The sequence below is a fragment of the Micromonospora sp. NPDC049114 genome (genome assembly GCF_040648635.1).
Lineage (GTDB): Bacteria > Actinomycetota > Actinomycetes > Mycobacteriales > Micromonosporaceae > Micromonospora.
In genome coordinates this window covers 128,487-154,206 of sequence record NZ_JBEZEA010000008.1, presented here as the reverse complement: position 1 = coordinate 154,206, position 25,720 = coordinate 128,487, and the positions used below count along the sequence as shown (strand labels likewise).

Here is a 25,720-nt window from a genome sequence, read left to right as displayed (position 1 = left end):
ACCCGGATCGGGGTCGCCGCAGAGGCAGCACGCCGCGTCGACACGGTGGCCCCGGTCCTGCCCCGTCCGGTCAGCTGACTGTCCGCTGTGGTGGACGCGGTCCGCGCCATCCGGGCCGAGGCGGATGCGGAAGCGCCGTAGCGGCGGCTCCGCTCAGTTGCGCTGTGTCGCGGGCCGGACGAACCACCGGGCCAGCCACGGGGTGGACCCGACGAAGGCGACCGCGAGGGCGGTGATGACGGCCTGCCCGATCCGGCCCGGTGTGACGCCACCGGCGGGGTCGAGCACGTAGTTGGCGTACCCGTTCGCGGCGGCGTCCGTCACCAGCACGGCGCAGCCCAGCGCGAGCCCCGCCCGACGGCGAGCCGCCAGCAGCAGCGCCGCCAACGGATCCCACAGGGTCAGGGACACGAAGTAGGCGGCGAGCCACCCGGGCAGGGCGAGCGGCGGCCGGAGCCCGGGGACGAACACCTGCAGCACGTGCACGACGGTGCCGTAGGCGAAGACCAGGACGGCCGCCGACACGACAAGCCGGGCCCGCGGTGGAACGCCGTGCCACCGACCGGTGCTCATCCGGCCAGTCTGCCGCAGCGGCGTGGGCGCCGGGTGACCCGTCAGAGCGGCTCGGGAAGCGGCCGTTCCATCGGCATCGGCACCTGGAGGTAGGTGACGCCGCGCATGTCCAGCCAGGCCCGGTCCGGTGCGCGGACCAGGCGCACCATCACCGACTCGCAGGACGGGCAGCGCGCGACCAGGCCCGGCGCGTGCGAGTAGACGTGCAGACTGGCCATCGAGCCGGTCATCCCGCAGTTCTCGCAGCGGCCCATCGCGGTGCTCAGGTCGACGGTGAACAGCTCGCGCATCGGGCCGTCGAGCATGTTGCCGTCCAGGTACGACATCTCGGTCATCGGGTCTCCTCGACGTTGCGTCGGCGGGCGGGACAGGCGGCGGGCGGGACAGGCAGCGGGCGGGACAGGCAGCGGGCGGGCTCTCAGCCGGTGGGGCCGAAGCGTTCGGTCTTGATCCGCCGCGACGGGTGGCCCAGCCCGACCAGCAGATCGGCCACGGCCTCCACGAACCCGGTCGGCCCGCACACGTACGTCTGCGGTTCCAGGTCCGGCGGCCAACCGTGGGTGTTCACGTCGGCCAGGCCGATCCGGTGCGGCTCGCCGCGCCAACCGTCGGGCGCCTCGCGCGTGTAGACGTACGCCACATCGAGGCCGAAGTCGTCGCGGACCCGGCGGCGCAGCTCGTCGGCGTAGATCACGTCCTCCGCGGTACGCACCGAGTAGATCAGCCGGAACGGCACCCTGCTGCCGATCGCCCGCCGCGCCCGGATCATCGCCATCAGCGGCACGATGCCGGAGCCACCCGCGACCAGCTGCACCGGCGCGGTGTCCTCCGACCGCCAGATGAACCAGCCACCGAGCGGTCCGCGGACCTCCACCGGGTCGCCGGCGCCGAAGACATCGATGAGGTACGGCGACACCTCACCGTCGGGCACCCGCTGGACGGTCACCTCGATGCGCGGGCCGCCCGGGCCGTCCACCGCCGGCCCGGCGATCGAGTACGACCGGGCGGCCTGGTAGCCGTCCGGCGCGGTCAACCGCACGTCGACGTGCTGCCCGGGAAGGTGCCCCGGCCAGTCCGGCACCTCCAGGACCAGCGTCTGCGCCGTCGCCGTCTCGACCCGGCGCTCCACCAGCCGCGCCACCTGCCACTTGATCGGCGCCCGGGCCGGGGTGCCCGTCGCCACGGCCCGCTCAGTCACCCTGGTACCGCTGTTCGCGCCACGGGTCGCCGTAGTCGTGGTAGCCGGCCGTCTCCCAGAACCCCGGCTCGTCCATCGTCTTGAGCCGGATGCCACGCACCCACTTGGCGGACTTCCAGAAGTACAGGTGCGGCACCAGCAGCCGCGCCGGGCCGCCGTGCTCGGCCGGCAGCGGCGCCCCGTCGAAGGTGTGCGCCACCCAGGCCCGGCCACCGCGCAGATCGTCAAGCGGCAGGTTGGTGGTGTACCCGCCGTACGAGTGGGCGAGCGCGAAGTGCGCGCCGGTGTCCACGCCGTCGAGCAGGGTGTCCAGGGAGACGCCCTGCCAGGTGGTGCCGAGCTTCGACCAGTGGGTGACGCAGTGGATGTCGACCATCGGGGTCTCCTGCGGCAGCGCCATCAGCTCCTGCCACGACCACCGGTACTCGGTGCCGTTCTCGGCGGAGATGACGAACTCCCAGGTGTCCAGGGAGACCCGGGGTGTCGGGCCGGCCGACAGCACCGGAAAGTCCTCGGTCAGGTACTGACCGGGTGGCAGGGCCGGCTCCTGTGAGCGGGGCCGACCCTGAAAGCCCGGTGACACGATTCCCATTGCACAGTCGTACCACCCGGGCCGGCCGGGTCGGAGGCTTTCTGGCGTACGCCCTCGTCGACCCGGCGCGGCGCGGTCAGTGCCGCTCCGTGACGACCTCGCGCTGCTCGGGCGTGCCGCCCCGGGTGGCCCGCAGGCTGGTCAGGGTGACCACCGCCAGCACGCCGATGATCACGCCGAGCGAGGCCAGGGTGGGGATCTGCGGCACGCTGGGCCAGATGCCGTGCGCCCAGTGCAGGCCCAGCTTGAGGCCGATGAACGCCAGGATGGTCGCCAGGCCGTAGCTGAGGTGCACCAGCCGGCTCAGCGCGGCGTGCAGGACGAAGTAGAGCGCCCGCAGGCCGAGCAGGGCGAACGCGTTCGTGGCGAAGACCAGGTACGGGTCCTCGGTGATGCCGTACACCGCGGGCACCGAGTCGACAGCGAACACGATGTCGGTGGCCAGCACCGCGACGACCACCAGGGCGAACGGGGTGAGTGCCCGCTTCGCGCCCTGCCGAACGGTCATCCGGGTGCCGTGGTACTCGTCGACCACTGGCATGATCTTGCGCAGCAGCTTCACCGAGCGCATCTTGTTGATGTCGACTTCCTGCTGATGCCCGGAGAGAGCGTCGCGCAGCAGCTTCACCGCCGTGGCGACGAGGATGATCGCGAAGAGCAGGAAGGCGAAGTCGAGGGTCTGCAGGGCCGCCGCGCCGAGGGCGATGAAGACCGCCCGCAGCACCAGAGCGCCGGCGATGCCGTAGAGCAGCACGCGCTGGGCGAGCACGGCCGGCACCGCGAATGCGGCCAGCAGCAGCATGAAGACGAAGAGGTTGTCGACCGAGAGGGACTTCTCGACGAGGTAACCGGTCAGGTACTGCACGCCCTGCTCGGAGCCGTAGCGGGACCAGACCCAGCCGCCGAACGCGAGCGGCAGCGCGACGTAGAACGCCGACCAGCCGATCGCCTCGCGCATGGACACCTCGTGCGGCTTGCGCGTCACCAGGAAGTCCAGCACCAGCAGGAGCACCACGCCGGCGATGGTCACCGCCCAGAGGGTGGGCGTACCCACCGACGACAGATCACTCGCAGCGGCTAGATATGACAATTCGGTCATGGGGTCTCCTCGAACACCGTGTCATGTTCGAGGTCTCCTTCACCCATCACCAGATGGGCAACCACCCGAGGCACGCCGGGCGTGCCGTACTGACCGGAATGGTTCGTGGGAAGTACTCCCCTCGCACGACAAGGTTAGGCCAGGGCCGATCGACACGCCAAGCCGGACGTCGATGGTTGCCCTGGCCAACCGCTGTGCGTCTCGATTTCTGGCACTGTCGTCAGGCGCGGCGCAACGTGGCGCCCGGCGCCATCGCCTGCTCCACGAGGCCCCGGTAGTCGCGCGGCAACTGGGTCGCCACGTCGTCGAACTCCCCGCCGGTGATCGCCTCACGCAGGGTGGTGAACACCGCCCGGACGGCGTCCCGCGCGGCCGGCTCCTCCACGCGGGCGCGCAGCGCCACGCGCGCCACGAACTCGGCCGCTCCGAACCGGTCCGCCTGCTCGGTGCTCGGGCTGGGCTTGAGCACCAGTTGCAACGGCTGCGGAAGCTGCGCGGCCAGGTCCAGCACCTCCCCGCCGGTCAGCCGCTCGGCGAACGTCTCCAGCACGGCCCGGGTCAACTCGACCGCCTGCTCGGACGACGTCCGAGTGCGCTGGGAAACCTGGTCGACGAAGGTGTCGTAGTTCATCGCGTACTCCCTCGGGCTTGTCGGCGGCGCCTGCGGGTACCCGCCGCGCCGTCGTGGAAACGACGCCGGATCTCCCGCGGCGACCAGGACGACGTCCTCCGCCGGCCTGGGCGATTTCCTGCGCCCGGCCGGGCGTGACCGGACGGCGGACGGGTAACCGCCGCCGGTCGTGACCACATCGATGCCCCGAGGGAGCCCCAGACATGGCGAGCTACGCGGACGTCCTGCAGTACCTGTCGAGCCTGGACTACCCGGCCGAGAAGGACGACGTGGTCCGCGAGGCCGAACGCGAGGGTGCCCCGCCGGACGTGCTCAAGGCGCTGCGCGCCCTGCCGCCCGTCGACTACGCCAACGGCACCGAGGTGGCCCGGTCCGCAGGCATCGAGGCCGCCCCGGAGGTGGGCCCCTCGCAACGCGCCGCGCAGGCCCGGGACAAGAAGCACAACCGGGTGTCGCAGCATCTGCGCGGCATCTGACCCGGCGGTGGTGGCGTCCGCCGCGACGGGCGGGCGGCGCGGATGAGCCGCACCGGTCCGCTGTCCCGCCCCCCGGACGGGCACACCCCGGCGGCGGGGCAGCTCCTCGTCGTGGCGGTGGTCGGCGCCATCGCCGGCTGCGTCTTCGCGCTGACACTGTCGCCATCGCTCGCCCCGCTGGCCGGCTGGGACGCCGCCGCGCTGAGCTGGCTGGTGCTGGTGTGGCGCAAACTCTGGCCGATGGACGCGACCCGCACCGCCCGACTCGCCGTACACGAAGATCCCAACCGGGCCATCCGGGACGTGGTGCTGCTGATCGCCTGCCTCGCCAGCCTGCTGGCTGTCGGCCTCGTCGTGGCCAGCGCCCACGCGGCGCCACCCGGCCCGCGCCGGGACCTGTACGGCGGCCTCGGCGTCTTCAGCGTGGTGCTGTCCTGGCTGGTGGTGCACACCGTGTTCGCCGCCCGGTACGCCCGGATCTACTACACGGGCCCCGACGGCGGGGTGAACTTCAACCAGCCCGAGCCGCCCCGGTACTCGGACTTCGCGTACGTGGCGTTCACCATCGGGACGACGTTCCAGGTCTCCGACACCAACCTCACCAGCAACGAGATGCGTCGTACGGTGCTGCGGCACTCGATGGTGTCGTACCTGTTCGGCGCGTTCATCATCGCCGTCACGGTGAACCTGCTGGCGGGTCTGGCCCGCTGAGCGCTCACGCCCGGCTGCGTCACGGGCGGCGGCGGTTGTGTGTCACGGGCGGCGGCTCGTGCGTCACGGCGGCGCCTCGCCGGGACAGGCGGGCGCCCCTTGGCCACGAACCGCGGCCGGGGGCGCCACACAAACCTGTCCAGGCGGTGAACCGCGTCCGAACCGGTCGCGGGTCACCAGGCGGTGGATGGCCGCTCGAACCGAGCGGTCAGCACTGCCGGGTACAACCATACGACAGACCATCCTCCGTACGGTCAGTTTTTGGCGAAGTGTGGGCCAGGGCACGTCAGGGACGCCCGGTCAGCTCCGCGTACCGGTGCTCCAGATCGACCCGGGCCAGGGCCCCCACCAGCCATGCCAGCCGCTCGGACTCGCCGCTTGCCAAGCCGGCCAGGTCATCCGCCGAGCGGCCCAACCCCAGCCGACGGGCCGCCGCCAGCGCCCGCCGGTCCGCGACCGGCGCCACCTCCCGCCACAGCGCCTGTGCCTCGCGCAGAAACAGGTCGACCACCTGGTCGTCCACCCCGGGCAGGTCGGCGAGGAGCGCACGCTCGGCAGCCGGCTCGTGGTGGGCGACCGCACGCAACCGGCGCAGGTCGCCCCGGTACCGCTCGACGACCGTCCGGGCCAGATCACCCAGCACGTCGGCCAACGCGTCGACGTCCCCGCGCTGACCACTGTCGCGCAACACCCGCACCCGGTCCCGGTGCAGCGACCGGGCCAGCCGGGCGGCGCTGTCCCACCCCTCGTCGCGCAGCGCCCGCGCGCCGTCCACCGCCCGCCGGAAGTCACCCCGGCGGGCGAGCAGGACCGCGAGGTAGAGCACCTGGAACAGGCTCGCCGGATTGTTGGTCACGCGGAAGCCGTACTGCTCGGCGAAGCCCCGTCCGCTCCCGGCCAGCCGGCGGGCCAGACGTTTGCGGTCCTCCACGGGCGTGATCAGAGTGGTCGCCATGCCGGCGACTACCCACGCCACCGTCGGCCAACCGCCGCCCCCGGCCCGCCCAGGCGCGGCGTGTCCTGACCCGGCCCGCGTCCCGGCCCGGCGCGCGTCCCGGCCCGGCGCGCATCCCGTCCCGGCGCGCGTCCCGTCCCGGCGCGCGTCCCGGCCCGGCGCGCATCCCGTCCCGGCGCGCGTCCCGGCCCGGCGTGCGTCCTGACCCGGCGTGCGTCCTGACCCGGCCCGTGCCGGTCAGCCGTGCAGGCCGCCGGTGCGGTCGCGCGCCTTGAGCCGGGTGGTGGGCAGGGCGGGCGCCGGCAGCGGCGACGCCGCGTCGTCGGCCACCACTCCGAATCGCCGGCCGGCCATCCAGTCCTGACGAGCGGCGGCGACCTCCTCGTGCGAGCGGCCCACGAAGTTCCACCACATGACCAGCGGCTCCTCGAACGGCGTGCCCCCCAGCAGCAACAGCCGGGCCCCCGCCCCACCGCGCACGGTCACCTCGCGCCGACCCGAACCCAGGTAGAGCAACGCGCCCGGCTCGAAGCCCACCCCGGCGGCCTCGGCGGAGCCGGACATCGCCAGCAGGGCGTACTCGAAATCGGGCCGCAACGACAGCGTGGTCGGCGCCGCCCCACCCAGCTCGAGCTGCACGCCCACCAGCGGGGTGTGCACCACCGCCGGGGACCGCTGGCCGGCGAACTCGCCGACCAGCAGGGTCGCGTCCAGGTCGCCGTCGCGCCACCGGGGCAGGTCGGCGTGGTGGGCGAAGTCCGCGGCGCCGGCCCGCGCCGGGTCCGGCAGCGCCACCCAGAGCTGCACACCGTGCATGACCGGCGGGTGCGTGGCCGGCGACCGCTCCGAGTGGGCGATGCCGTGCCCGGAGGTCATCACGTTCAACTGGCCGGGCCGGATCGCCTGGACGTTACCGAGGCTGTCGCGGTGAATGATCTCGCCGTCGAGGAGCCAGGTCACCGTCTGCAGGCCCGTGTGCGGGTGCGGTGGCACCTCCATGCCGGGGCGCTGCGCCACGTCGTCCGGGCCGAAATGGTCCACGAAGCACCACGCGCCAACCATCCGCCGAGGCCGCTGCGGCAACAACCGCCGGACGGTCGTGTACCGCCCCAACGGCACGTCGTGGCCCGGCAGCAGCACGCTGCCGGGATCGACGTCGGCCACGCCGGGCGGTCGGGTCTCTGCCAGCATCGATTCGGTACGCTCCACCGCCCGACTGTACGCTCGCGCCCTCCCCGGGCAGCGGCGCTTCCCAGCAGGGGTGACCTCCGACCCAGCACGTCACGGGCGGGCCGGTCGGCGTCCCACGCAGCGGCCCGAAGTCCCGCCCGACGTCCGGCCCGCTCCCCCGGCGGCCCCGCGTTCAGCCCGCTCCCCCGGTGGCCCCGCGTTCGGCCCGCTCCCCCGGTGGCCCCGCGTTCGGCCCGCTCCCCCGGTGGCCCCGCGTTCGGCCCGCTCCCCCGGTGGGCCCGCGTTCGGCCCGCTCCCCCGGCGGCCCCGCGTTCAGCCGGCTCCCCCCGGCGGCCCCGCATTCGGCCCGCTCCCCCGGCCACACCGGCTGGTGTCGCCGTCGTTGGCCACTGCTCCGCCCTGGTCACTGCGCGACGGCCCCGACCAGCACCCGACCTCACCGCCCCGGCGACACCGGCCGGCGCCCGACGAACCTGGTCGGCGTCCGAGTCGCGGGACGGTCACCGAGACTCGGTCACCGTCACGGTGCCGGCACCTGCGACCAGGTCAAGGAAGAGCCGGTTGGCCGAGCGGTCCCACCCTGGCGTACTCAGCAACGCACCCGCGGCGACCCCGGCCCAACGCTCGTCGCGGACCGCGACCGAACCGGCCCCGGCTCCCGCCCGCACCCGTACCGGTGGAGTGCCAGGTACCCGGATGTCGAACTGGTTGACGCCACCGGTCAGCCGCACGGTCGTCGTGCCGCCGTTCACCGGCGGCAGGATGAGGTCGGTGCGGGCGGAGCCGCCGACGAGGTCCACGCCCAGAAGTCGCGCCTGCGCCAGGTCAAGCACCTGTTCGCCAACCCCGCCTTCCAGGCGCAGACGCCAGGCGACCCGCTCGCTGAGCAGCACCCGCGCGGCCCGCCCCTCGGACGTGCCGGTGGCCACCACCCCGAGCCGGACGGTCTCACCCTGCACCACGGGACGGACTGCCACGCCCGAGCCGGCCGGGCTGCTGATCCGATAGAGGTCGTCGCCCAGGTCGCCCACCCGAAGGTCGAACGACGACAACCCGTCCGCCAGCACGAAGGTGGCCTTCTGTCGCCCCGCCAGCGGCGTCGTCATCGTCTGCTCGGCGGCCGCTGCCGCATCCGGCCGGGTAGCGTCCCGTCGGCTGCCGTCCGGGGGGACGCCGTCGGGTGCGCCAGAGTAGGTCTGGCCGAGACGGTAGGGGTCGGCGACGATGACCACCACCGCCGAGGCCCCGAGAACCAGCACCACAGCCGCGGCGGCCAACAGCAGCCGGGCACCGACCGACCAGCGCCCCGGTGCGGCGTCGGCTTCCGGTGGTCGCGGCTCCGTCTCCGACCGGCGCCCTGCGTCGGAGGCGGGCCGAGCCGAGCCGCCCTCGCACTCCGGCTGAGCTGCGGCCGAACGCTCCACCCCCGACCGCGCCGCCGGTTGCGCCACCGCCGAGCGCGCCGCCGCCGGGTGGGTTGGTTGCTGCCCGGGTTCGTGTTCTGCCTGGTGCTCGGTGCCGTCACCCACTGCGGCCATGCCTCTGCCCTTCCGCCGGTCCCCGCCGGGAGGTACGTACCCGCCCGCCGATCGGATCACTCCGCGCCAACCACGCCGCTCCGCTACGTCGCATCGGTGAATCTTGGACAGTTTCCGTTAGCTGCTAACGGAAACTGTCCAAGATTCACCGTCACGCAGGCCGACAACGCCGTTCATCGGAACTGCAGCGGTGGATGTGCGGGGGCGGCCGGTCACTCTGGCGAAGCTGGCTATGCCGCTGGCCGGCCCCCGGTTTCGAGGTGGCGGCCAGGTCAGTGGGCGGGGGTTGGGTATGCCGCTGGCCGACACCCGACTCGGGGTGGCGGCCAGGTCAGTGGGCGGGGTTGGGTGTGCCGATGGCCGGCACCCCGGGGTTCGGGGTGCCGGCCGGGTATGCCGATGGCCGGCACCCGTTGTCGGGTGCCGGCCATCGGTTGGTTCGGGGTCAGCTGTTCCAGTGCTGGGCGACGAGGTCGGTGGCCTGCTGCTCCCACTGGGCGTACGCGTCCGGGTAGGCCGAGACCTGCACGGTCTGCGCGGCGTCGGTCAGCGGCATGTCCTGCCAGCCGTCAACCTGCTTGAGGCCCTTGAGGAACGCGGTGGTGGAGTACTCGGGGTTGGTGATCTGCTCGGGGGTGCCCCAACCGGAGGTGGGGCGCTGCTGGAACAGGCCCAGCGAGTCGTGGTCGTTGGCGTCGCCGAGGTGACCCAGGTTCTCCAGCTTGGACTCCTGCAGGCTCGTCGCGATCGAGATGACCGCGGCGCGCTCGGGCAGGCCGGCCTTCTTCGTGGCGGCGATGATCGCCTTGACGTTGCCGGTCTGCTCACCGTTCAAGTCGATGTGGGACTGCGCGCCCTGCGGCTTCGGCGCCACGGTCTGCACCGCGGCGGCGGCGGTGGGCTTGGCGTCGACGGGGTTGGCGTGCGCGGCGATCGGGCCGGCGAAGACACCACCGGCGAACGCGAGACCGGCAACAGACAGCATGCTCTTACGGAAGATCGTGTTCATGGGGGTAGCTCCTTCGGGGGTAGGAACACCACACGCACCACCAAGGGGGGTCGGTGACGTGGGGTGTGAGCACCTCGTCCGGCGCTGCACAAAACAAGGGGAAAGTTTGGGGGCCTGCGAGCCGGGGGCTCGCGGCGCGGCGACCTTGCGAGCGGGGCTCGTGGCGCCGGGACCGGGTGTAACGACCCGCGATCCGCGGTCATTCCCGGCGGCCCGCAAGCGGGGCTCGCGGCGTCCGGACCGGGTGTAACGGCCGGCCATCCGGGGTCATTCCCGGGCCCTCACCGGGGCCCAGGGGGCGGGGCCACGGGTTGTTCGGGGGTCTGCAACGACCCGGCCGCGTCGGCCATTCCCAGCCCGGTCGAGCGGGCGGGGGTGGCCGTGGTCCTGCGATCGTCAGGGTATGTAACGACCCCCGGCCCGCCACGATTCCGGCCCACGGGTGCGACCGGTCACCACCCAACGACCGCCCAGAAACGGACATCCCGCCCAGTCGGGCACAGCGACGCGGGCGGTTGGGAAGGGCCACGGGATGATCCACTCGGGTTACGTGAAACCGGGGTATTCGGACTCGGCTGATACCCCGGTTTCCATGAAGTCGAGTGGATCATGGAGGTCGGATGGCGTCAGCCTTCCAGGCGAGAGCGGACCTTTTCCGCACAGGCCCCCACAACGGTCTGCGCGTCGAGCCCGAGGCTCTCGATGGCTACGAGCGCGGTGAACACCACGTCGGCCAACTCGGCCGCCACGTCCTCGCGGGTGTGGGTGACACCCTTGCGCGGATTCTGCCCGAGCAGACCGATCCAGGCGGCTGACGCCTCCCCCGCCTCCTCGGTGAGCTTCAGGATGCGGCAGGTCAGTTCCGTCTGCCCGGTGCCGTTCGCCGCGTCCAGCCAGCTCCGCGCAGACCGGGCCGCCGCCCAGATCGAGTCGTCCACGGCGACCAGTCAACCCGACCGCCCCGGCCGGTCACACACCCGGGCCGCACGGTCGGGGCGCACCCGGGGGCACGGTAAGGGCGCAGCCCGCACGGTCGGGACGCGCGGGCCGCACCGGCTGTCTGACTGGTCGGTCAGTTCAGCCATTGACTCCGGTCGACGGCAGTCCTAGGTTCAGGGCGCTACCGGCCGGTAGGCAACCGTCCCGCCTGGTCGCCCCCGCAGGCGACATCCGTCCGATGGGGAGCATCGATGCTGTCCGTACCCGTTCGCAGGCTCCGCCCCCTGATCGCCGCCACCGCGACACTGACCCTGGCCGTCGGGCTGCTCGGCGCCGCACCCACCGCCGCCGCCGCACCCACCGCCGCCGCAGCCAACACCGCCGCACCCAACACCACCGGCGCCGCGCCCAGCACCGCCGGCCACGACCCCTCCGGCGACCAGCCGCTGCCCGGCTACACCTTCCAGAATCCGCCGCTGGCGCCGCTGGTGGTGGCCGGCAAGCCGACGACGGTACGCCAGGGCGTGCACCGGCACGCCGCGTACATCATCGAGGTTCCCGCCCGGTGGAACGGCGACCTGGTGGTGTGGGCGCACGGCTACCGCGGCCAGGGCACGGTGCTCTCGCCGGAGTCGCCGGCCTTCGAGCTGCGCCAGCGGCTGCTGGCCCAGGGATACGCGTGGGCGTCGTCGTCGTACGACCGCAACGGCTTCGACATCCGCTCCGGTGTGCTGAGCACGAGGGACCTCGCCGACCACTTCGGGCGGACGGTGCGCAGACCTCACCGCACCTACCTGGCGGGGGTGTCGATGGGCGGGTACGTCATCGGGCGCTCGTTGGAACAGTATCCGGGCTACTACGACGGGGCGCTGCCCATGTGCGGCGTGCTCGGTGACCAGACGTTGCTGGACTTCTATCTGGACTACAACCTGGTCGCGCAGACCCTCGCCGGTGTGCCGGCCTACCCGACGCCGGCCGACTACCTCAGCAACGCCGTGCCCCGCATCCAGGTGGCGCTCGGGCTGGCGGGTCTCACGCCGACCGGGCCGGACACCACCAACGATCGGGGCAAGCAGTTGCGGGCCATCACCGTGAACCGTTCGGGCGGGCCACGGCCCGGCGCGGAGGCGGCCTTCGCGGTCTGGAAGGACTTCCTCTTCTCCATCGCGGTGACCGACGGCGGCGACTCCCCCGCTCAGCGGCCCAGCCAGATCTCGACCAACCTGCTGACCCGCTACAGCCCGAACAGCCCCGTCGACGTCAACTCGTCGGTGCAGCGGGTGGCTCCGGAGAACGTCGTGCAGCGACTCCTGCCGACGCTGACCGAGGTGCCGAAGATCGCCGGGCGGCCGAGCGCGCCAGTGGTCAGCCTGCACGACCTGGGCGACATGTTCGTGCCGTTCAGCATGGAGCAGGCGTACGCCACCGACGTGGCACGGCACGGTCGTGGCCGGCTGGTGGTGCAGCGGGCCATCCGGGCCGCGCAGCACTGCGAGTTCAGCCCGGCCGAGGCCGGCGCCGCCTGGGACGACCTGGTGTCCTGGGTACGCACCGGCAAGCGCCCGGCCGGCGACACGGTGACCGATCCGGCGGTGGTGGCCCGACCCGACTACGGCTGCCGGTTCAGCGACCGGGCCGCGTACGCCGCCGGGGTCGGCACCCGCCGCCTGTACGCGCCCTGCTGAGGCAGCGCCGTCCGGACAGCGCTGACACGACGACGCCGGCCGGCTCCCGAGATGGGGGCCGGCCGGCGTGTGTGTGCGTGTCGTGTCACCAGAGCTGCTGGACGACGTCCGCCGCCTGCTCCTCCCACTGCGCGTACGCGTAGGGGAAGGCGGAGACCTGCACGGTCTGCGCGGCGGCGGTCAGCGGCAGGTCCTGCCAGCCGCCCACGTTCTTCAGCGCGCTGAAGAACGCTGTGGCCGCGTACTCCGGGTCGGTGATCTGGTCGGGCGTGCCCCAACCGGACGACGGGCGCTGCTGGAACAGGCCCTGCGAGTCGTGGTCGTTGTACGCGCCGAGGTGGCCGAGGTTGTAGAGCTTCGACTCCTGCAACGAGGTGGCGACGCCGATGACCGCGCCACGGTCGCCGACGCCTGTCTTCTTGGCCGCGTCCACGATCGCCCGGGCGTTGGCGAGCTGCGCGTCGTCGAGCGGGATGCGCGACTGGGCGCCCTCGATGCCTTGCGGGATCAACTCGTCGCGGCTCGGCTTGCCGGCCGGCGGCTTGCCGGTGGCGGAGCCGGTGGTCAGCCCGGACTCGACCGGCTGGTCCTTCTGCTGCTTGGCCGAGGTGGCGGCCTTGCCGGTGGCGAGGTCGATGGCGGCGACAGCGCCCTGGTGCGGCCCGCTGGTGACCGGGGCGGCGGTCGCGGTCGGCGCGAGGGCCAGACCGCCGAGGGCAGCCACACCCACCACGCTCAGCGCGGTCTTGCGGTACGAGTCCTTAGCGATGGCGGGGAGCCATCGAGTGAAGTCGACCTTCACGATGGTTCCTTTCGATCGTGCGGAGCGCTCCGGGGTGAACGCTCCTCGGGAGGATGACCGCGGAAAGGGGTTTGGGCTCCGGCGGTACGGGGGACACAACCGGGTTGACGTGTCGGTCATTCCGGAAATGCCCGAGGCGTGGGCGGCTGCGGTCCCGGTCACTCCGAGAATCGGATGGCAGACCCTTCGGACGGCGAAATGGGACGATCCACCCGGCCGGGTCAACCGCGGTGGGCCGTGCCGAACCGGACGAGAACGTGCCAGAGCTGCTTGAGGTGCTGCAGGGTGTCAGCGATCGGGCCCCGGTCCGCCCACCGCTGCGGCTCGGTGACCACCGACACGGCGCCCCGACCGATCAGCTCCGCGTCCACCGGCGTGCCCGGGCGGGCGAACTCCCGGTGCAGGCGTGCGGCGAGCACCGGGATCGCGGGCCCCCGGAACTCGGCGTCAACCCGGTCGACGGCCAGCGCGAAACCGCTGTGCCAGCGCAGCGGAAAACCGTACCGCCGGGCGGTTGATTCCAGCGCCGCCCCGGTCGGGGTGCCGGCGAACGACGGATCCACCACCAGTTCCTCGACATCGTGCGCGAGGTCGAGCGGGCCGTGGATCTGGGCCTCCACGTAGTCGTCGAGCGCGCGCCCGAGGGTGGCCGGCGCGCTCGGCGCCTCCAGCAGCGTCCGGGCCAGGGAGGCGACGTCCATCCCGGCCCGTCCCAGGCACTCGCCGGTGCCGGCGACGCCGGCCAGCAGCCCGGCGAACACCCCCTCGAAGGCGTCCGCCGTGCCCACCACGTCCGGACCGAGGTGGCTGTCGCCGAGGCAGAAGGTCGCCCGGCCCCACACCGCCGGACGCAGCCGCAGGTGACAGGAGCCGAAGCGGGGACAGGCGCCGTCCGCGTGGTCGAGCAGGTTGATCCCGCCGTACGTGGGTCGCTCCGCCGGGGCCACCCCGGGCCGCTGGTACGCGCCGCCGAACATCCGGTGCTCCCACCGGTCCCGATCGCCACCGGGATACGCGGTGAGGCCGCCGTTGGAGATCCCGGTGACGAACTGACTGCGGTACACCCCGTCCTCGGCCAGCGCCGCCGCGACGGAACGCCCGTCGGCGCACAGGCGATCGGGGTGGAAGTTGACGGTCAGCCGACCACGGTGGGCAGCCGCGGCGAGCAGCAGGTCCGGCCGGTGGCCGCCATCGGCTGCGACGAGGTGCCGCTCGATCGCGGCGAGCGCCGCGGGACGCTCGACCACCGCCGACGACCGCACGTACGCGAGGGCAGCCGCCTGCGCCGGGGTGAGTGCGGCGCGGAGCCGTCGCTCAGACGTCGCCGTCATGTCCGGGGTCCACGGCGCGCTCCGGCGGTGCGCCCAGCTCCTCGAAGACGGTGATCTGCAGGTCCGCCGGGGCGTCCAGGCGCGAGTTCAGCGACTGCCAGGGCGTACGCGTCGGCGGCGCGATCTCGCTCGCCCCGGCGGCGACCAGCCGGGCGGTGGTCGCCCGCGTGTCGTCGACCTCGAAGGCCACCCGGATGCGCGGCGCGACCTGCCGGCCCACCTCGACCTCGTCGATCATCCGCTTCTGCGCCGGGTTGGCGATCTCCAGGGTGGCCCGACCGGCGTCCAGGATCACCACGCGGGCGTCGCCGTCACCGGTGAACGCCGCCTCCTCGGGCAGACCGAGGGCGTCCCGGTAGAACGCCACCGCGGCCTCGTGGTCGGCCGCCTCCACCACGAGGCGCAGCTGACGGACGACGGGAACCTGGTGCTCGGCGGCCATGCGCCGGATCCTAACAACGCCCTAGGCTGAACACCGTCCGGAAGGGAGCGACGATGGTCGAGACGGATGGCGACGACGCGTACGTGGTGCGTCCGGTCGGTCGGGTGGCCTCGCCGCTGACCGACGCGGCGAGCGCGCCCCGGCAGGGCGATGAGGGTGCGCCCACCGCGTGGCTGATCTTCGACCCGCAGGTCGAGCAGGCTCTGGCCGACCTGTCGGCCGGCGCGGAGCTGCTGGTGCTGACCTGGTTGGACCGCGCCCGGCGCGACGTGCTGACCGTGCACCCGCGCTGCGACGAGACCCGTGCGCGCACCGGCGTGTTCAGCACCCGCTCCCCGCACCGGCCCAACCCGATCGGCCTGCACCGGGTGCGGGTGCTGGCGGTGGACGGGTTGCGCGTCGAGGTGGCCGACCTGGAGGCCCTCGACGGCACCCCCGTCCTGGACGTCAAGCCGGTGCTCGGCCCACCCGACGAACGCTGAGCCGCCGTCAGTGACCGCGGGCCAGCCACTCCGGCAGGTGCGGGGCCTCCGCGCCGATCGTGGTGTCGTCGCCGTGCCCGGTGTGCACGACAGTCTCCGCGGGCAGGGTCAGCAACCGGGTGCGGATCGACTCGATGATGGTGTCGAAGTCGCTGTACGAGCGCCCGGTCGCGCCCGGCCCTGAATGAAACAGGGTGTCGCCGGTGAACACCGCCCCCAGCTCCGGGGCGTAGAAGCTGCACGCACCGGGGCTGTGCCCGGGGGTGTGCAGCACCCACAGCGGGGTGCCGGCCACCTCGATGCTCTGCCCGTCCCGCACCTCGCCGTGCGGCGGCAACTGGGGGTGGACCAGGTCCCAGAGCACCCGGTCGGCGTCGTGCAGCAGCACCGGAGCGCCGGTCGCCTCGGCCAGTTCGGGCGCCACCCGTACGTGGTCGTCGTGCCCGTGGGTGGCCAGGATCGCCCGGACCCGGCGACCGCCCACCAGCGCGAGGATCGTTGGCACGTCGTGCGGCGCGTCGATGATGACGCACTCGTCGTCGTCGCCGATCACCCAGACGTTGTTGTCCACCTCGAACGTCTGCCCGTCGAGCGAGAACGTGCCGGAGGTGACCGCGTGGTCAACCCGGACGGCCATCAGAACACCACCACCGAGCGGAGCACGTCGCCGTGGTGCATCCGGTCGAACGCGTTCTCGACCTGGTCCAGAGCGATCTCCTCGGTGACGAAGGCGTCCAGGTCGAGACGGCCCTGCAGGTACAGCTCGGTGAGCATCGGGAAGTCCCGGCTGGGCAGGCAGTCGCCGTACCAGCTGGACTTGAGCGCGCCGCCGCGCCCGAAGACGTCCAGCAGCGGCAGCTCGATGCGCATCTGCGGGGTCGGAACGCCGACCAGCACGACCGTGCCGGCCAGGTCCCGGGCGTAGAAGGCCTGCTTCCAGGTCTCCGGTCGCCCCACCGCGTCGATCACCACGTCGGCCCCGAAGCCGCCGGTGGCGGCGCGGATGGCCTCGACCGGGTCGGTCTCGGAGGCGTTCACGGTGTGCGTCGCGCCGAACTGTCGGGCCCAGTCCAGCTTGCGGCTGTCGGTGTCCACCGCGACGATCGTGGTGGCGCCGGCGAGGGCCGCGCCGGCGACCGCGGCGTCCCCGACGCCGCCGCAGCCGATCACCGCCACCGAGTCGCCGCGGGTCACGTTGCCGGTGTTCATCGCCGCGCCCAGCCCGGCCATCACGCCGCAGCCGAGCAGGCCCACCGCTGCCGGCCGCGCGGCCGGGTCCACCTTCGTGCACTGACCGGCGTGCACCAGCGTCTTCTCGGCGAACGCGCCGATGCCCAGCGCCGGGGTGAGTTCCGTGCCGTCGGTGAGCGTCATCCGCTGCGCGGCGTTGTGGGTGTTGAAGCAGTACCAGGGCCGGCCCCGACGGCAGGCCCGGCAGACGCCGCAGACGGCCCGCCAGTTGAGCACCACGAAGTCGCCCGGGGCGACGTCGGTGACGCCGTCGCCCACCTGCTCGACGACGCCCGCCGCCTCGTGCCCGAGCAGGAACGGGTAGTCGTCGTTGATGCCGCCCTCGCGGTAGTGCAGGTCGGTGTGGCAGACCCCGCAGGACTGGATCCGGACGATCGCCTCACCGGGGCCGGGATCGGGCACCACGATGGTGGTGACCTCGACCGGTGCGCCCTTGCTGCGGGAGATGACTCCCCGGACTTGCTGGCTCACTTCGCCTCCTGCTGGTGGTGTGCGGCGGGGCCGGACACCGGGCGGGCGGATGAACCGGGCTCGGCGGTGGGCCCCTGGCGAACCTACCCCGATCACCACTGTCGGCCCAGTCGGCCGGGCGGTGCGGTTATCAGCTGTCACGCCGGGTACGCGGGCCACAATTCGGACCACGACCACCGGGAGTGATCATGAAACTCGCGCACCTGCCGCTGCGCGTCACCATCGGGGCGTACTTCCTCAACTCGGGTCTGGGCAAGCGGAACCTGGAGGGCGAGGCCGCGCAGGCCATGCACGGGATGGCGGTGGCGGCGATGCCGCAGCTCGGTCAGTTGGAGCCGCCACGGTTCGCCAAGCTGCTGTCGTACTCCGAGATCGCCCTGGGGGCCGCGCTGCTCGCGCCGTTCGTCCCGGCGCCCCTGGTGGGGCTCGGCCTGACCGCGTTCGGCGCGGGCCTCGTGCAGCTGTACCTGAAGACGCCCGGGATGCGCGAGCCCGGCAGCGTACGGCCGACACAGCAGGGCGCGGGGCTGGCCAAGGACGTCTGGTTGGTCGGGGCCGGCCTGACCCTGGTGCTGGAGGGGTTGACCCACGGCCGCCGGCGCGGCTGACCTGGGCGAATCGCGCCGCCGCCACCCGTTATCGTGTGGGCGACCCGGCGGTCGGTCTGAGGAGCTGCGGTGACCCACAGTCGTTCGGTGCGACCGTTCTACCGGCCGATGAGGCCCCGCCGCCGCGACGAGCCGCACCGCGCGGCCACCCCGCTGGAGCTCTTCTTCGACCTGTGTTTCGTGGTGGCCGTGGCGCAGGCGGCGACCAGCCTGCACCACGACGTCGCCGAGGGTCACCTCGCCCACGCGCTGACCAGCTATCTGATGGTGTTCTTCGCGATCTGGTGGTCGTGGATGAACTTCACCTGGTTCGCCTCGGCGTACGACACCGACGACGACGTCTACCGGATCACGACGCTGGTGCAGATCACCGGGGCGTTGATCCTGGCGGCCGGGGTGCCCCGGGCCTTCACCGACGGCGACTTCACCGTCATCACCTACGGGTACGTGGTGATGCGGCTGGCCGCTGTCACACAGTGGATCCGGGCAGCCGCCGGCGATCCGGCGCACCGGGCGGCGGCACGCCGCTACGCGATAGGCGTGACAGTCGTGCAGCTCGGCTGGCTGCTGCGGCTGGCGCTGCCCGACGGTTGGGGCATCGGGGCGTTCGTGCTGCTGGCGCTCGCCGATCTGCTGGTGCCGGCGGTGGCCGAGCGTCCGGGGATGACGCCGTGGCACCCGGGGCACATCGGCGAGCGGTACGGACTGTTCACGCTGATCGTGCTCGGCGAGGCGGTGCTGGCGATCTCGGTGGCGATCCAGACCGGGCTCGACGCGGGCGACCACGGTCTGTGGGCGCTCGCGGCGGCGGGCGCGCTCATCGTGTTCGCGCTCTGGTGGCTCTACTTCGACCGTCCGGTGGACGCGCCGGACCGGTTGCCGTACTCGCTCATCTGGGGTTACGGCCACTATCTGATCTTCGGGGCGATCGCCGCGGTCGGAGCGGGGCTGCCCGTGGTGGTGGACCACGAGCGGCACCTCGCGCACGTCTCCGGCACGGCCGCCGCGTACGCGGTGGCCGTGCCGACAGCCGTCTACCTGCTGACCGTCTGGGTGCTGCTCGTGCGCCGCCAGCAGCACGGCGCGGTGGTCGTCGCCTATCCGGTCGTCGCACTGCTGGCGCTGCTCGTGCCGCTGGGCCCGGCCCCGGTGCAGGTGCTCGCGGTGTTGCTCGTCGCCCTCGTGACCCTGACGGTGCTGCTGCGCGAACGCGACAGCGGGGCGCCTGCGACGCGCCGGGCCTGATTCCGATCTGGATCAGAGGTCGGCCACCCGGCCTGCCGGCGCGCGGGACGGCCCGGAAGTCGGCAGAATTGCGGCATGCCTCGCCGCCGATGGTTGCTGGCCGACCAACTCGGGCCACATTTCCTCGACGACCCCGATCAACCGGTCCTCCTGGTGGAGGTCCGGGAGCTGTTTCGCCGTCGGCCGATGCACCGGCAGAAGGCGCACCTGATCCTCTCCGCGGTGCGCCACCGTGCCGCCGAGCTGGGCGACCGGGCGCTGCTGCTGCGTACCGGCACGTTCCGCGAGGCCCTGGCCCAGGTCGCCGAGCCGGTGGAGGTGTGCCATCCGCACTCCCGGGCCGCGCTGGAGTTCGCCCGCTCGGCGCCCGGGTTGACCGTGCTGCCGCCGCGCGGCTTCATCACCAGCCAGGCCGACTTCGCGGCATGGGCGGACCGCACCCGCCGGGGTCCGCTGCGGATGGCTGACTTCTACCGGCAGGCCCGTCGCTGGCACGACGTGCTGACCGGCTCGGCCCGGGGCACCGGCGGGTCCGGTGGCACCCCGGCGCCGCGCCGACCCCGCTCGGAGGCCCCGGCCGTGCCGGCTACGCCGCCGCCTCCACCGCCGATCGTCGAGGACGACATCGACGCGCAGGTCCGCCGCGACCTGGACCGGTGGGCCGCCGACGGGGTGCGGTTCGTCGGCCGCGACGGCCCCCGGCAGCACCCGGCCACGCACGCCGAGGCGCAGGCCCGGCTGGCGCACTTCCTGACGTACCGGCTGCCCGGGTTCGGCCGCTACGCCGACGTGATGAGCGCGGACGATCCGCTGTTCGCGCACTCGGCGCTGTCGTCGTCGTTCAACCTGGGATTGCTGCACCCTGAGCCGGCCGTCCGCGCCGCCGAGCAGGCGTGGCGGTCCGGCGCCGCGCCGCGTACGGCGGTGGAGCCGTTCATCCGCGGGCTGCTCGGCTGGCGGGAGTTCCTCTGGCAGCTGTACTGGTACCACGAGCCACGCTTTCGGGGCGCGAACTGGCTGGCCGCGACCGAGCCGGTGCCGCAGTGGTTCGCCGAGCTGGACGCCGACGCGGTGGAGGCGCGCTGCCTGGCCGACGTGCTCGCCGCCGTCCGGGACCGGGCGTGGACGCACCACAGCCCCCGGCTGCTGGTGCTCGGCAACTACGCGTTGCAGCGGGGTTGGCGTCCCACCGAGGTGGCGGACTGGTTCCAGCGCTGCTTCGTCGACGGCACCGACTGGGTGATGAACGCGACCGTCATCGGCATGAGCCAGTACGCCGACCTGGCCCGGGTGGACACCCGCCCGTACGCGGTGGACGGCACCGACATCGACGAGATCAGCGACTACTGCGCCGGCTGCCGTTACACCCCCGAGCGGGCGCTCGGCGAGCTGGCCTGCCCGTACACCGGGGGTTTCGAGAGCTTTTTGCACCGCAACCGGGAGCGGCTGGTGGCCGACCCGCGGCTCGCCGCGGAGCTGGCCCGCCGAGACGAGCCGGAGCACCGCGAGGCGGTGCTGGCGCAGGAGGAGAAGCGGGGCAGCAGCCCTCCGTGATCAGGTGGGGTCCGCGACGGGCGGCGGGATCGGCACCTGCCGGTCGACGCCCCGGTTCAGGCCGACGACCAGCAACCGGTTGTACGACGCCGGCAGGATCCGGGCCAGCAGGTCGGGGAGTTTCGCCGACCAGCCGATCAGCACCCGGCCCCGGCGCCGCTCGACGCCGCGCAGGATCACCTCGGCGGCCCGCTCCGGGGCGATGGTGAGCAGCTTCTCGAACTGGGCCCGGCCGGCGGTGTACTCCTCGATAGACACGCCGCTGCCGACCCGGGCGTTCTCGGTGATCCGGGTGCGGATCCCGCCGGGGTGCACCGACGTGACACCGATGCCGTCGTCGACGAGTTCGTGTCGCAGCGCCTCGGTGAGGCCGCGGACGGCGAACTTGCTCGCCGCGTACGCGGTCTGCCCGGCCGGCGCGATCAGCCCGAACAGGCTGGAGATGTTGACCAGGTGCGCGCCCGGCTCGGCCTTGAGGGCGGGCAGCAGCGCGTGGGTCAGCTGCGCCACGGCCCGGAAGTTGATGTCGATCACCCAGCTGAACTCGTCGAACGTCACCTGGTCGAACCGCCCGCCGAGGCCGACACCGGCGTTGTTGACCAGCAGGCGGAGGCGTGGGTGCCGCTGGCCGATCTCGACCGCGACCCGGGCGGTGGCGGCCGCGTCGGCGAGGTCCACCCGGTACGTGTGCACCTGCCGGTCCGGGTGCGCGGCGTGGATGGCGGCGGCGACGGCGTCCAACCGCTCGGCGTCGCGGTCCAGCAGCACCAGGTCACTGCCCCGAGCGGCCAGGCCGTGCGCCAACGCGGCGCCGATGCCGCTGGCCGCGCCGGTCACGACGGCAGTCGCGCCGGCGAACTCAAACCTGCGCACGATCGGTGCTCCTTTCCTGCCGGGTGCGGCGGGAGAACCGCACCCCCTCGTCGGTGAGCCGGCCGTGCCGCATCAGCAGCACGTCACGGGCGTAGTTCTGGTACAGCCGCCAGGGCGCCCGCGCGCCCTGCCTGGGCAGCGCGTCGACGCTGCGCAGCACGTAGCCCGAGCGCAGGTCGATGAGCGGCACCCGCCGCGCGTCGGGCGGTGGGAGCGGGGTGACGACCTGCTGGCCGGTGCGGTCCAGGTGGCGCAGCAGCCGGCAGACGTAGCCGGCGACCAGGTCGGCCTTGAGGGTCCACGACGCGTTGGTGTAGCCGATGGTCAGCGCGAAGTTCGGCACGCCGGAGAGCATCATGCCCTTGTAGGCCACGGTCCCGGGAAGGTCGACGTCGACGCCGTCCACCCGCAGTGTCAGGCCACCGAGCGCGAGCAGGTTGAGCCCGGTCGCGGTCACCACGATGTCGGCGCTCAGCTCGTCGCCCGAGGCCAGCCGGACCCCGTGCGCGGTGAACGTGTCGATCGTGTCGGTCACCACCGACGCCCGCCCCTGCCGCACGACGGTGAACAGGTCACCGTCGGGCACCACGCAGAGCCGCTGGTCCCACGGGTCGTAGCGGGGCGAGAAGTGCCTGTCGACGTCGTACCCGACCGGCAGCTGGCGCTTCGCGCCGCGCCGGAGCAGCCGCTTGACCAGGCCGGGCGCGCGCCGGCTGAGCTGGAAGTTGACAGTGGACAGCAGCACGTTCTTCCACCGCACCACCCGGTACGCGGCGCTCGCCGGCAGCCGGCGCCGCAACGCGCCGGCCAGCCGGTCACGCGAGGGCAGGGCGATGACGTACGTGGGTGAGCGTTGCAGCATCGTCACGTGCGCGGCCCGCTGCGCCAGGGCCGGCACCAGGGTCACGGCTGTCGCGCCGCTGCCGACCACCACCACCCGCCGGCCGGTGTGATCCAGGTCGTCGGGCCAGTGCTGCGGGTGCACCAGCCGCCCGGCGTACGCGTCCACGCCCGGCAGCGTGGGTGTGTAGCCCTCGTCGTAGCGGTAGTAGCCGGTGCAGGCGAACAGGAACGAGCAGGTCAGCACCACCGTCTCGGCGGTGTCGGTGCGCTCGGCGTGCACCGACCAGCGGGCGGTTCCGCTGTCCCACTCGGCGCGCGTCACCCGGTGGGAGAAGCGGATGTGGCGCTGCACGTCGTACTCCCGGGCGGTGTCGCGCACGTACTCCCGGATGGCCGCGCCGTCGGCGATGGCCGTCGCGTCGGTCCACGGCCGGAACGAGTAGCCGAGGGTGAACATGTCCGAGTCGGACCGGATACCGGGGTAACGGAACAGGTCCCAGGTGCCACCGATCGCGTCCCGTGCCTCCAGCACCGCGTACGTCTTGTCGGGGCAGTCGCGGCGCAGATGGCAGGCGGCGCCGATGCCGGACAGGCCGGCGCCGATGATGAGCACGTCGACGTGGTCGGAGGGCATCGCGTTCCTCCCGTCCGGGGCGGTGGACGGACACTAACACCGCCCCGGACGCCGGGCACCTAGCCCGAGACCACCGCCGGGCCGCCGAACTGACCGTGACGGTGGGAGGCGCGCTCGGCGTCGAGCCGGGCGAGCATCCGCGCGAAGTCGTCGGCCGAGAGCACCGGGCCGTTGTTCTTGCGCAGGCTCGCCATCCTGGAACGCCGCTGCACCGCCGACTCGAACGCCCCGTTGGTCGTCAGCACCCAGCAGGCGTCACACGCGGTGGGCCCGCCGAGGAGCAGCGCGGGACGGGCCTCGAACCCGGTCACCTCCGGCCAGGGAAGGGTCCGCGTGCGGAACACGTGCCGCAGCCGTACGCCCCGGTCGTTGACGTAGATCCCGGCGAGGTACATCCGCAGGACGCCGGTCAGCCACAGTCCGAGGAACAGCAACGCGCCGGTCAGACCGAAGGCCGCCGATGCATCGATCCTGCCGTCGGCGGGTCCACGGCTGGCGGCGACCACCACGGCGACGGCCATCGTCGACCCGACCAGCAGCGTGAGTCCGGTGACCGCCTGCGCCGCGCCCCAGGGGCTGATCCGCCGCCATCTGCGCATGGCCCGCAGGCTAGTCGGTGGACGCTCGCGTGGATTCCATGATCCAGTTCGTCTCCCAGGTGCGTTCGCCGTCGACCGAGAACGCCTGCTCCCAGCGGGCCGTGGTCGCGGTGATCCCCGACCAGATGAACCGGCACCGGACCGGCCGCCCCTCGTGCTGGTCGTCGGCGTAGAAGCGGCCCACCCCGTCGACGAAACGCCCCACCATCGGCGGCTGCTCCAACTCCCCCCGACCGCTGTTCATCCAGTAGATCGACCACTGCCCGCTCGCCGGGTCGAAGATCCTGATCGTGGCGCCGGAGAAACCTTGGTCGGGAAGGTGATCTCGTCGAAGTTGCCGCCGCCGCCGAAGAAGCTGTGCGCGACCGACACCCCGGGAAATTCCTCCCACTCGTCGCAGCCGGTCAGCCGCTCGCGCAGCCGACGGTTGACCACGTTCCAGGTGCCCACGTAGAAGTCGAAGTCGCCCATCAGCGGCCCACCGGCCCTTCCGCTCGCGTGTCATCCAGATAGCCGGTCAGGTCGGGAGCCTCGGGCACCAGCATGTGCCGGACCCAGGCGGCCCGCTCGTGCTCCAGCACCGCCAGCTCCCACACGCAGCCGACCTCGCGCCGACCCAGCTCGACGAAGTGGGTCGGGTCGACGTCCGGGCAGTCCAGCGCGGGCTGCCCGGCCACCGCGATGTGCACTTGCAGCGCGTTGTCCCACACCCAGGTGTACGCCAGCAGGTAGGCGCCGGTGTCCGCGCCCCGGTGCAGCACCACCCAGCCGGCGGCCGGGGTGCCGTCGCTCACCGCGCGGGCCAGCAGCGCTGGCAGCAGATCGTACGCGGCCTTGCGCACCTCCGGCTCGATAGGCCGCTCCGGCTGGTCGATGTGGTAGCGCTTGAGCTGCCAGCCGTCCGCGGTGACTGGTCCCGGCGTTCGTAGATCCTTGTCGCGAAAAGCCATGCCGGGACGGTAGGACCACTCCCCTGACAGCTAGTGTCAGTGAAGTGCGGGCCAGTCGACTTCTCTCCGTCCTGCTGCTGCTCCAGTCGCACGGCCGGCTGACCGCCGCGCAGCTCGCCGAGCGGCTGTCGGTCTCCCCACGCACCATCTACCGGGACGTGGAGTCGCTGCACGCCGCCGGCATCCCGCTCTACGGCGAGGCCGGGCACGCCGGCGGCTACCAACTCGTCGACGGCTGGCGGACCCGGCTGACCGGCCTGACCGCCGAGGAGGCCGACCGCCTCTTCCTGGCCGGGCTGCCCGGCCCCGCCGACGAGCTGGGCTACGGCGACGTGGTGGCCGCCCTGCAACTCAAGCTGCACGCCGCGCTGCCCGCCCCCCTGCGCGACCGGGCCACCCAGCTGCAACAACGCTTCCACCTGGACACACCCGGTTGGTACGCCGACGGCGACGCCTCCCCCGAGCTGGCCCGCACCGCCGAGGCCGTCTGGCGGCAGCAGCGCATCGAGGTGCGCTACCGCGGCTGGCGCGGCGAGGTGACCCGGGTGCTGGAGCCGTACGGCCTGGTGCTCAAGGGCGGCCGGTGGTACGTGGTGGCCACCCGGCCGGGCCGCGCCGAGCCGGCGACCTACCGGGTCAACCAGATCCTCGCGCTGACCCCGCTGGCGCAGGAGTTCGACCGACCTGCCGACTTCGACCTGCCGGCCTGGTGGCGGGAGCACGTGCTCCGGTTCCGGGAACGGCTGCACCGCGACGAGGCCACCGTACGGCTGTCGCCCGCCGGCCGGGAACGGCTGCGGGAGATCGGCAGCGACCCGGTGGTGTCCGCGGTGGACGCCAGCGCCGGGCCACCCGACGCGCACGGCTGGGTGACCGCCGTCCTGCCGATCGAGTCGCTCACCCACGCCCACGGTGACCTGCTGCGCCTCGGCGCCGACGTGGAGGTGCTCACCCCGCTCGCGCTCCGCGACCGCCTGGCCGCCACCGCCGCCGGGCTGGCCGCCCTCTACGCCCCAGCCGGCCCGCCGACCCGATAGC

30 protein-coding genes are annotated in these 25,720 nt (G+C 72.9%); 8 read left to right on the top strand and 22 right to left on the bottom strand.

Annotated features, from left to right (window positions below; all coding sequences use genetic code 11):
- Positions 1-153: 153 nt before the first annotated feature.
- From AB0B39_RS22715 to AB0B39_RS22690, 6 genes are all read right to left on the bottom strand, one after another.
- Positions 154-573, bottom strand: a complete 420-nt coding sequence (locus AB0B39_RS22715) for a hypothetical protein (RefSeq protein WP_357575294.1) — start codon at positions 571-573, stop codon at positions 154-156.
- 41 nt (positions 574-614) lie between these two features.
- Entirely contained in the window at positions 615-908 is a 294-nt protein-coding gene (locus AB0B39_RS22710; RefSeq protein ID WP_234588577.1) for a DUF6510 family protein, read from the bottom strand.
- A gap of 83 nt (positions 909-991) precedes the next feature.
- A complete protein-coding gene (locus tag AB0B39_RS22705; protein WP_234588624.1) occupies positions 992-1,756 on the bottom strand; it encodes a ferredoxin reductase in 765 nt (254 codons plus the stop codon).
- 7 nt (positions 1,757-1,763) lie between these two features.
- Positions 1,764-2,363 carry a sulfite oxidase-like oxidoreductase gene (locus AB0B39_RS22700; RefSeq protein ID WP_234588575.1) on the bottom strand — a complete coding sequence of 200 codons (600 nt, stop codon included), beginning with the start codon at positions 2,361-2,363 and terminating at the stop codon, positions 1,764-1,766.
- A gap of 76 nt (positions 2,364-2,439) precedes the next feature.
- Positions 2,440-3,462, bottom strand: a complete 1,023-nt coding sequence (locus AB0B39_RS22695; RefSeq protein ID WP_357490006.1) for a TerC/Alx family metal homeostasis membrane protein — start codon at positions 3,460-3,462, stop codon at positions 2,440-2,442.
- 220 nt (positions 3,463-3,682) lie between these two features.
- On the bottom strand, positions 3,683-4,093 hold the full coding sequence (locus AB0B39_RS22690) for a DUF2267 domain-containing protein (protein WP_357490005.1): 411 nt from the start codon (positions 4,091-4,093) through the stop codon (positions 3,683-3,685).
- A 203-nt stretch (positions 4,094-4,296) separates the two neighbouring features.
- Here AB0B39_RS22690 and AB0B39_RS22685 point away from each other — a divergent pair, with 203 nt between their 5' ends.
- Together AB0B39_RS22685 and AB0B39_RS22680 are read left to right on the top strand one after the other, a co-directional pair.
- Positions 4,297-4,569, top strand: coding sequence for a DUF2795 domain-containing protein (locus tag AB0B39_RS22685; protein WP_234588572.1), 273 nt, complete (start codon positions 4,297-4,299; stop codon positions 4,567-4,569).
- A gap of 42 nt (positions 4,570-4,611) precedes the next feature.
- Positions 4,612-5,280, top strand: coding sequence for a DUF1345 domain-containing protein (locus tag AB0B39_RS22680; RefSeq protein WP_357575293.1), 669 nt, complete (start codon positions 4,612-4,614; stop codon positions 5,278-5,280).
- A 286-nt stretch (positions 5,281-5,566) separates the two neighbouring features.
- Here AB0B39_RS22680 and AB0B39_RS22675 read toward each other — a convergent pair whose 3' ends face one another.
- From AB0B39_RS22675 to AB0B39_RS22655, 5 genes are all read right to left on the bottom strand, one after another.
- Positions 5,567-6,235, bottom strand: a complete 669-nt coding sequence (locus AB0B39_RS22675; protein ID WP_357490001.1) for a hypothetical protein — start codon at positions 6,233-6,235, stop codon at positions 5,567-5,569.
- A 237-nt stretch (positions 6,236-6,472) separates the two neighbouring features.
- Positions 6,473-7,444 (bottom strand): pirin family protein, encoded by a 972-nt coding sequence (locus tag AB0B39_RS22670; RefSeq protein WP_357489999.1) that lies wholly within the window; start codon positions 7,442-7,444, stop codon positions 6,473-6,475.
- A 482-nt stretch (positions 7,445-7,926) separates the two neighbouring features.
- Entirely contained in the window at positions 7,927-8,964 is a 1,038-nt protein-coding gene (locus AB0B39_RS22665; RefSeq protein WP_357575292.1) for a hypothetical protein, read from the bottom strand.
- A gap of 445 nt (positions 8,965-9,409) precedes the next feature.
- The gene (locus AB0B39_RS22660) at positions 9,410-9,973 is read right to left on the bottom strand and encodes a hypothetical protein (protein WP_357575291.1); all 564 of its coding nucleotides are present in this window, start codon (positions 9,971-9,973) and stop codon (positions 9,410-9,412) included.
- A gap of 626 nt (positions 9,974-10,599) precedes the next feature.
- Positions 10,600-10,911 carry a MazG-like family protein gene (locus AB0B39_RS22655; protein WP_357489993.1) on the bottom strand — a complete coding sequence of 104 codons (312 nt, stop codon included), beginning with the start codon at positions 10,909-10,911 and terminating at the stop codon, positions 10,600-10,602.
- A gap of 252 nt (positions 10,912-11,163) precedes the next feature.
- Between AB0B39_RS22655 and AB0B39_RS22650 the strand changes: the two genes are divergently transcribed.
- Entirely contained in the window at positions 11,164-12,597 is a 1,434-nt protein-coding gene (locus AB0B39_RS22650; RefSeq protein ID WP_357489991.1) for a hypothetical protein, read from the top strand.
- A gap of 85 nt (positions 12,598-12,682) precedes the next feature.
- On the opposite strand, the gene AB0B39_RS22645 is transcribed toward AB0B39_RS22650, so the two are convergent.
- The 3 genes from AB0B39_RS22645 to AB0B39_RS22635 all read right to left on the bottom strand — a co-directional run bounded on the left by AB0B39_RS22645 (position 12,683) and on the right by AB0B39_RS22635 (position 15,172).
- Positions 12,683-13,399 (bottom strand): hypothetical protein, encoded by a 717-nt coding sequence (locus AB0B39_RS22645; RefSeq protein ID WP_357575290.1) that lies wholly within the window; start codon positions 13,397-13,399, stop codon positions 12,683-12,685.
- A 221-nt stretch (positions 13,400-13,620) separates the two neighbouring features.
- Positions 13,621-14,730, bottom strand: a complete 1,110-nt coding sequence (locus tag AB0B39_RS22640) for a DUF3626 domain-containing protein (protein ID WP_357575289.1) — start codon at positions 14,728-14,730, stop codon at positions 13,621-13,623.
- On the bottom strand, positions 14,714-15,172 hold the full coding sequence (locus AB0B39_RS22635) for a VOC family protein (protein WP_357489987.1): 459 nt from the start codon (positions 15,170-15,172) through the stop codon (positions 14,714-14,716). Before AB0B39_RS22635 ends, AB0B39_RS22640 begins: the two co-directional genes overlap by 17 nt.
- A 53-nt stretch (positions 15,173-15,225) precedes the next feature.
- Here AB0B39_RS22635 and tsaA point away from each other — a divergent pair, with 53 nt between their 5' ends.
- Positions 15,226-15,654, top strand: a complete 429-nt coding sequence (gene tsaA / locus AB0B39_RS22630) for a tRNA (N6-threonylcarbamoyladenosine(37)-N6)-methyltransferase TrmO (protein WP_357575288.1) — start codon at positions 15,226-15,228, stop codon at positions 15,652-15,654.
- A gap of 7 nt (positions 15,655-15,661) precedes the next feature.
- Here the strand turns inward: tsaA and AB0B39_RS22625 are convergent, their stop codons facing one another.
- Positions 15,662-16,291, bottom strand: coding sequence for an MBL fold metallo-hydrolase (locus tag AB0B39_RS22625; RefSeq protein ID WP_357489983.1), 630 nt, complete (start codon positions 16,289-16,291; stop codon positions 15,662-15,664).
- Positions 16,291-17,376: an S-(hydroxymethyl)mycothiol dehydrogenase gene (locus AB0B39_RS22620; RefSeq protein ID WP_357489981.1), complete on the bottom strand. Its 1,086-nt coding sequence runs from the start codon at positions 17,374-17,376 to the stop codon at positions 16,291-16,293. Before AB0B39_RS22620 ends, AB0B39_RS22625 begins: the two co-directional genes overlap by 1 nt.
- Before the next feature lie 188 nt (positions 17,377-17,564).
- On the opposite strand from AB0B39_RS22620, the gene AB0B39_RS22615 reads away from it, so the two are divergent.
- The 3 genes from AB0B39_RS22615 to AB0B39_RS22605 all read left to right on the top strand — a co-directional run bounded on the left by AB0B39_RS22615 (position 17,565) and on the right by AB0B39_RS22605 (position 20,783).
- The gene (locus AB0B39_RS22615; protein ID WP_357489979.1) at positions 17,565-17,984 is read left to right on the top strand and encodes a hypothetical protein; all 420 of its coding nucleotides are present in this window, start codon (positions 17,565-17,567) and stop codon (positions 17,982-17,984) included.
- Between the two features lie 69 nt (positions 17,985-18,053).
- Positions 18,054-19,229 carry a low temperature requirement protein A gene (locus AB0B39_RS22610; RefSeq protein ID WP_357489977.1) on the top strand — a complete coding sequence of 392 codons (1,176 nt, stop codon included), beginning with the start codon at positions 18,054-18,056 and terminating at the stop codon, positions 19,227-19,229.
- A 75-nt stretch (positions 19,230-19,304) separates the two neighbouring features.
- On the top strand, positions 19,305-20,783 hold the full coding sequence (locus AB0B39_RS22605) for a cryptochrome/photolyase family protein (RefSeq protein ID WP_357489975.1): 1,479 nt from the start codon (positions 19,305-19,307) through the stop codon (positions 20,781-20,783).
- Here AB0B39_RS22605 and AB0B39_RS22600 read toward each other — a convergent pair whose 3' ends face one another.
- The 6 genes from AB0B39_RS22600 to AB0B39_RS22575 are packed head-to-tail and all read right to left on the bottom strand — an operon-like array spanning position 20,784 to position 24,682.
- Positions 20,784-21,656, bottom strand: a complete 873-nt coding sequence (locus AB0B39_RS22600; protein WP_357575287.1) for an SDR family oxidoreductase — start codon at positions 21,654-21,656, stop codon at positions 20,784-20,786.
- Positions 21,643-23,133 carry an NAD(P)/FAD-dependent oxidoreductase gene (locus tag AB0B39_RS22595; RefSeq protein ID WP_357575286.1) on the bottom strand — a complete coding sequence of 497 codons (1,491 nt, stop codon included), beginning with the start codon at positions 23,131-23,133 and terminating at the stop codon, positions 21,643-21,645. Before AB0B39_RS22595 ends, AB0B39_RS22600 begins: the two co-directional genes overlap by 14 nt.
- 59 nt (positions 23,134-23,192) lie before the next feature.
- Positions 23,193-23,732: a PH domain-containing protein gene (locus AB0B39_RS22590; protein ID WP_357575285.1), complete on the bottom strand. Its 540-nt coding sequence runs from the start codon at positions 23,730-23,732 to the stop codon at positions 23,193-23,195.
- Between the two features lie 10 nt (positions 23,733-23,742).
- Positions 23,743-23,976, bottom strand: a complete 234-nt coding sequence (locus AB0B39_RS22585) for a hypothetical protein (RefSeq protein ID WP_357575284.1) — start codon at positions 23,974-23,976, stop codon at positions 23,743-23,745.
- Positions 23,973-24,203, bottom strand: a complete 231-nt coding sequence (locus AB0B39_RS22580; protein WP_357575283.1) for a hypothetical protein — start codon at positions 24,201-24,203, stop codon at positions 23,973-23,975. The genes AB0B39_RS22585 and AB0B39_RS22580 overlap by 4 nt, the downstream gene beginning before the upstream one ends.
- Entirely contained in the window at positions 24,203-24,682 is a 480-nt protein-coding gene (locus AB0B39_RS22575) for a hypothetical protein (protein ID WP_357575282.1), read from the bottom strand. Before AB0B39_RS22575 ends, AB0B39_RS22580 begins: the two co-directional genes overlap by 1 nt.
- Before the next feature lie 44 nt (positions 24,683-24,726).
- On the opposite strand from AB0B39_RS22575, the gene AB0B39_RS22570 reads away from it, so the two are divergent.
- Entirely contained in the window at positions 24,727-25,719 is a 993-nt protein-coding gene (locus AB0B39_RS22570) for a WYL domain-containing protein (RefSeq protein WP_357489964.1), read from the top strand.
- The last annotated feature ends 1 nt before the right edge of the window (position 25,720 follow it).

Bases quoted from the DNA above. Each gene is read 5' to 3' on its own strand.
- AB0B39_RS22690 (WP_357490005.1), bottom strand. From the start codon at position 4,093: ATGAACTACGACACCTTCGTCGACCAGGTTTCCCAGCGCACTCGGACG.
- AB0B39_RS22660 (WP_357575291.1), bottom strand. From the start codon at position 9,973: ATGAACACGATCTTCCGTAAGAGCATGCTGTCTGTTGCCGGTCTCGCG.
- AB0B39_RS22625 (WP_357489983.1), bottom strand. From the start codon at position 16,291: ATGGCCGTCCGGGTTGACCACGCGGTCACCTCCGGCACGTTCTCGCTC.
- AB0B39_RS22685 (WP_234588572.1), top strand. From the start codon at position 4,297: ATGGCGAGCTACGCGGACGTCCTGCAGTACCTGTCGAGCCTGGACTAC.
- AB0B39_RS22635 (WP_357489987.1), bottom strand. From the start codon at position 15,172: ATGGCCGCCGAGCACCAGGTTCCCGTCGTCCGTCAGCTGCGCCTCGTG.
- AB0B39_RS22605 (WP_357489975.1), top strand. From the start codon at position 19,305: ATGCCTCGCCGCCGATGGTTGCTGGCCGACCAACTCGGGCCACATTTC.
- AB0B39_RS22590 (WP_357575285.1), bottom strand. From the start codon at position 23,732: ATGCGCAGATGGCGGCGGATCAGCCCCTGGGGCGCGGCGCAGGCGGTC.
- AB0B39_RS22615 (WP_357489979.1), top strand. From the start codon at position 17,565: ATGAAACTCGCGCACCTGCCGCTGCGCGTCACCATCGGGGCGTACTTC.
- AB0B39_RS22580 (WP_357575283.1), bottom strand. From the start codon at position 24,203: ATGGGCGACTTCGACTTCTACGTGGGCACCTGGAACGTGGTCAACCGT.
- AB0B39_RS22700 (WP_234588575.1), bottom strand. From the start codon at position 2,363: ATGGGAATCGTGTCACCGGGCTTTCAGGGTCGGCCCCGCTCACAGGAG.
- AB0B39_RS22715 (WP_357575294.1), bottom strand. From the start codon at position 573: ATGAGCACCGGTCGGTGGCACGGCGTTCCACCGCGGGCCCGGCTTGTC.
- AB0B39_RS22640 (WP_357575289.1), bottom strand. From the start codon at position 14,730: ATGACGGCGACGTCTGAGCGACGGCTCCGCGCCGCACTCACCCCGGCG.
- AB0B39_RS22585 (WP_357575284.1), bottom strand. From the start codon at position 23,976: ATGAACAGCGGTCGGGGGGAGTTGGAGCAGCCGCCGATGGTGGGGCGT.
- AB0B39_RS22695 (WP_357490006.1), bottom strand. From the start codon at position 3,462: ATGACCGAATTGTCATATCTAGCCGCTGCGAGTGATCTGTCGTCGGTG.
- AB0B39_RS22710 (WP_234588577.1), bottom strand. From the start codon at position 908: ATGACCGAGATGTCGTACCTGGACGGCAACATGCTCGACGGCCCGATG.
- AB0B39_RS22595 (WP_357575286.1), bottom strand. From the start codon at position 23,133: ATGCCCTCCGACCACGTCGACGTGCTCATCATCGGCGCCGGCCTGTCC.
- AB0B39_RS22680 (WP_357575293.1), top strand. From the start codon at position 4,612: ATGAGCCGCACCGGTCCGCTGTCCCGCCCCCCGGACGGGCACACCCCG.
- AB0B39_RS22665 (WP_357575292.1), bottom strand. From the start codon at position 8,964: ATGGCCGCAGTGGGTGACGGCACCGAGCACCAGGCAGAACACGAACCC.
- AB0B39_RS22675 (WP_357490001.1), bottom strand. From the start codon at position 6,235: ATGGCGACCACTCTGATCACGCCCGTGGAGGACCGCAAACGTCTGGCC.
- AB0B39_RS22650 (WP_357489991.1), top strand. From the start codon at position 11,164: ATGCTGTCCGTACCCGTTCGCAGGCTCCGCCCCCTGATCGCCGCCACC.
- tsaA (WP_357575288.1), top strand. From the start codon at position 15,226: ATGGTCGAGACGGATGGCGACGACGCGTACGTGGTGCGTCCGGTCGGT.
- AB0B39_RS22575 (WP_357575282.1), bottom strand. From the start codon at position 24,682: ATGGCTTTTCGCGACAAGGATCTACGAACGCCGGGACCAGTCACCGCG.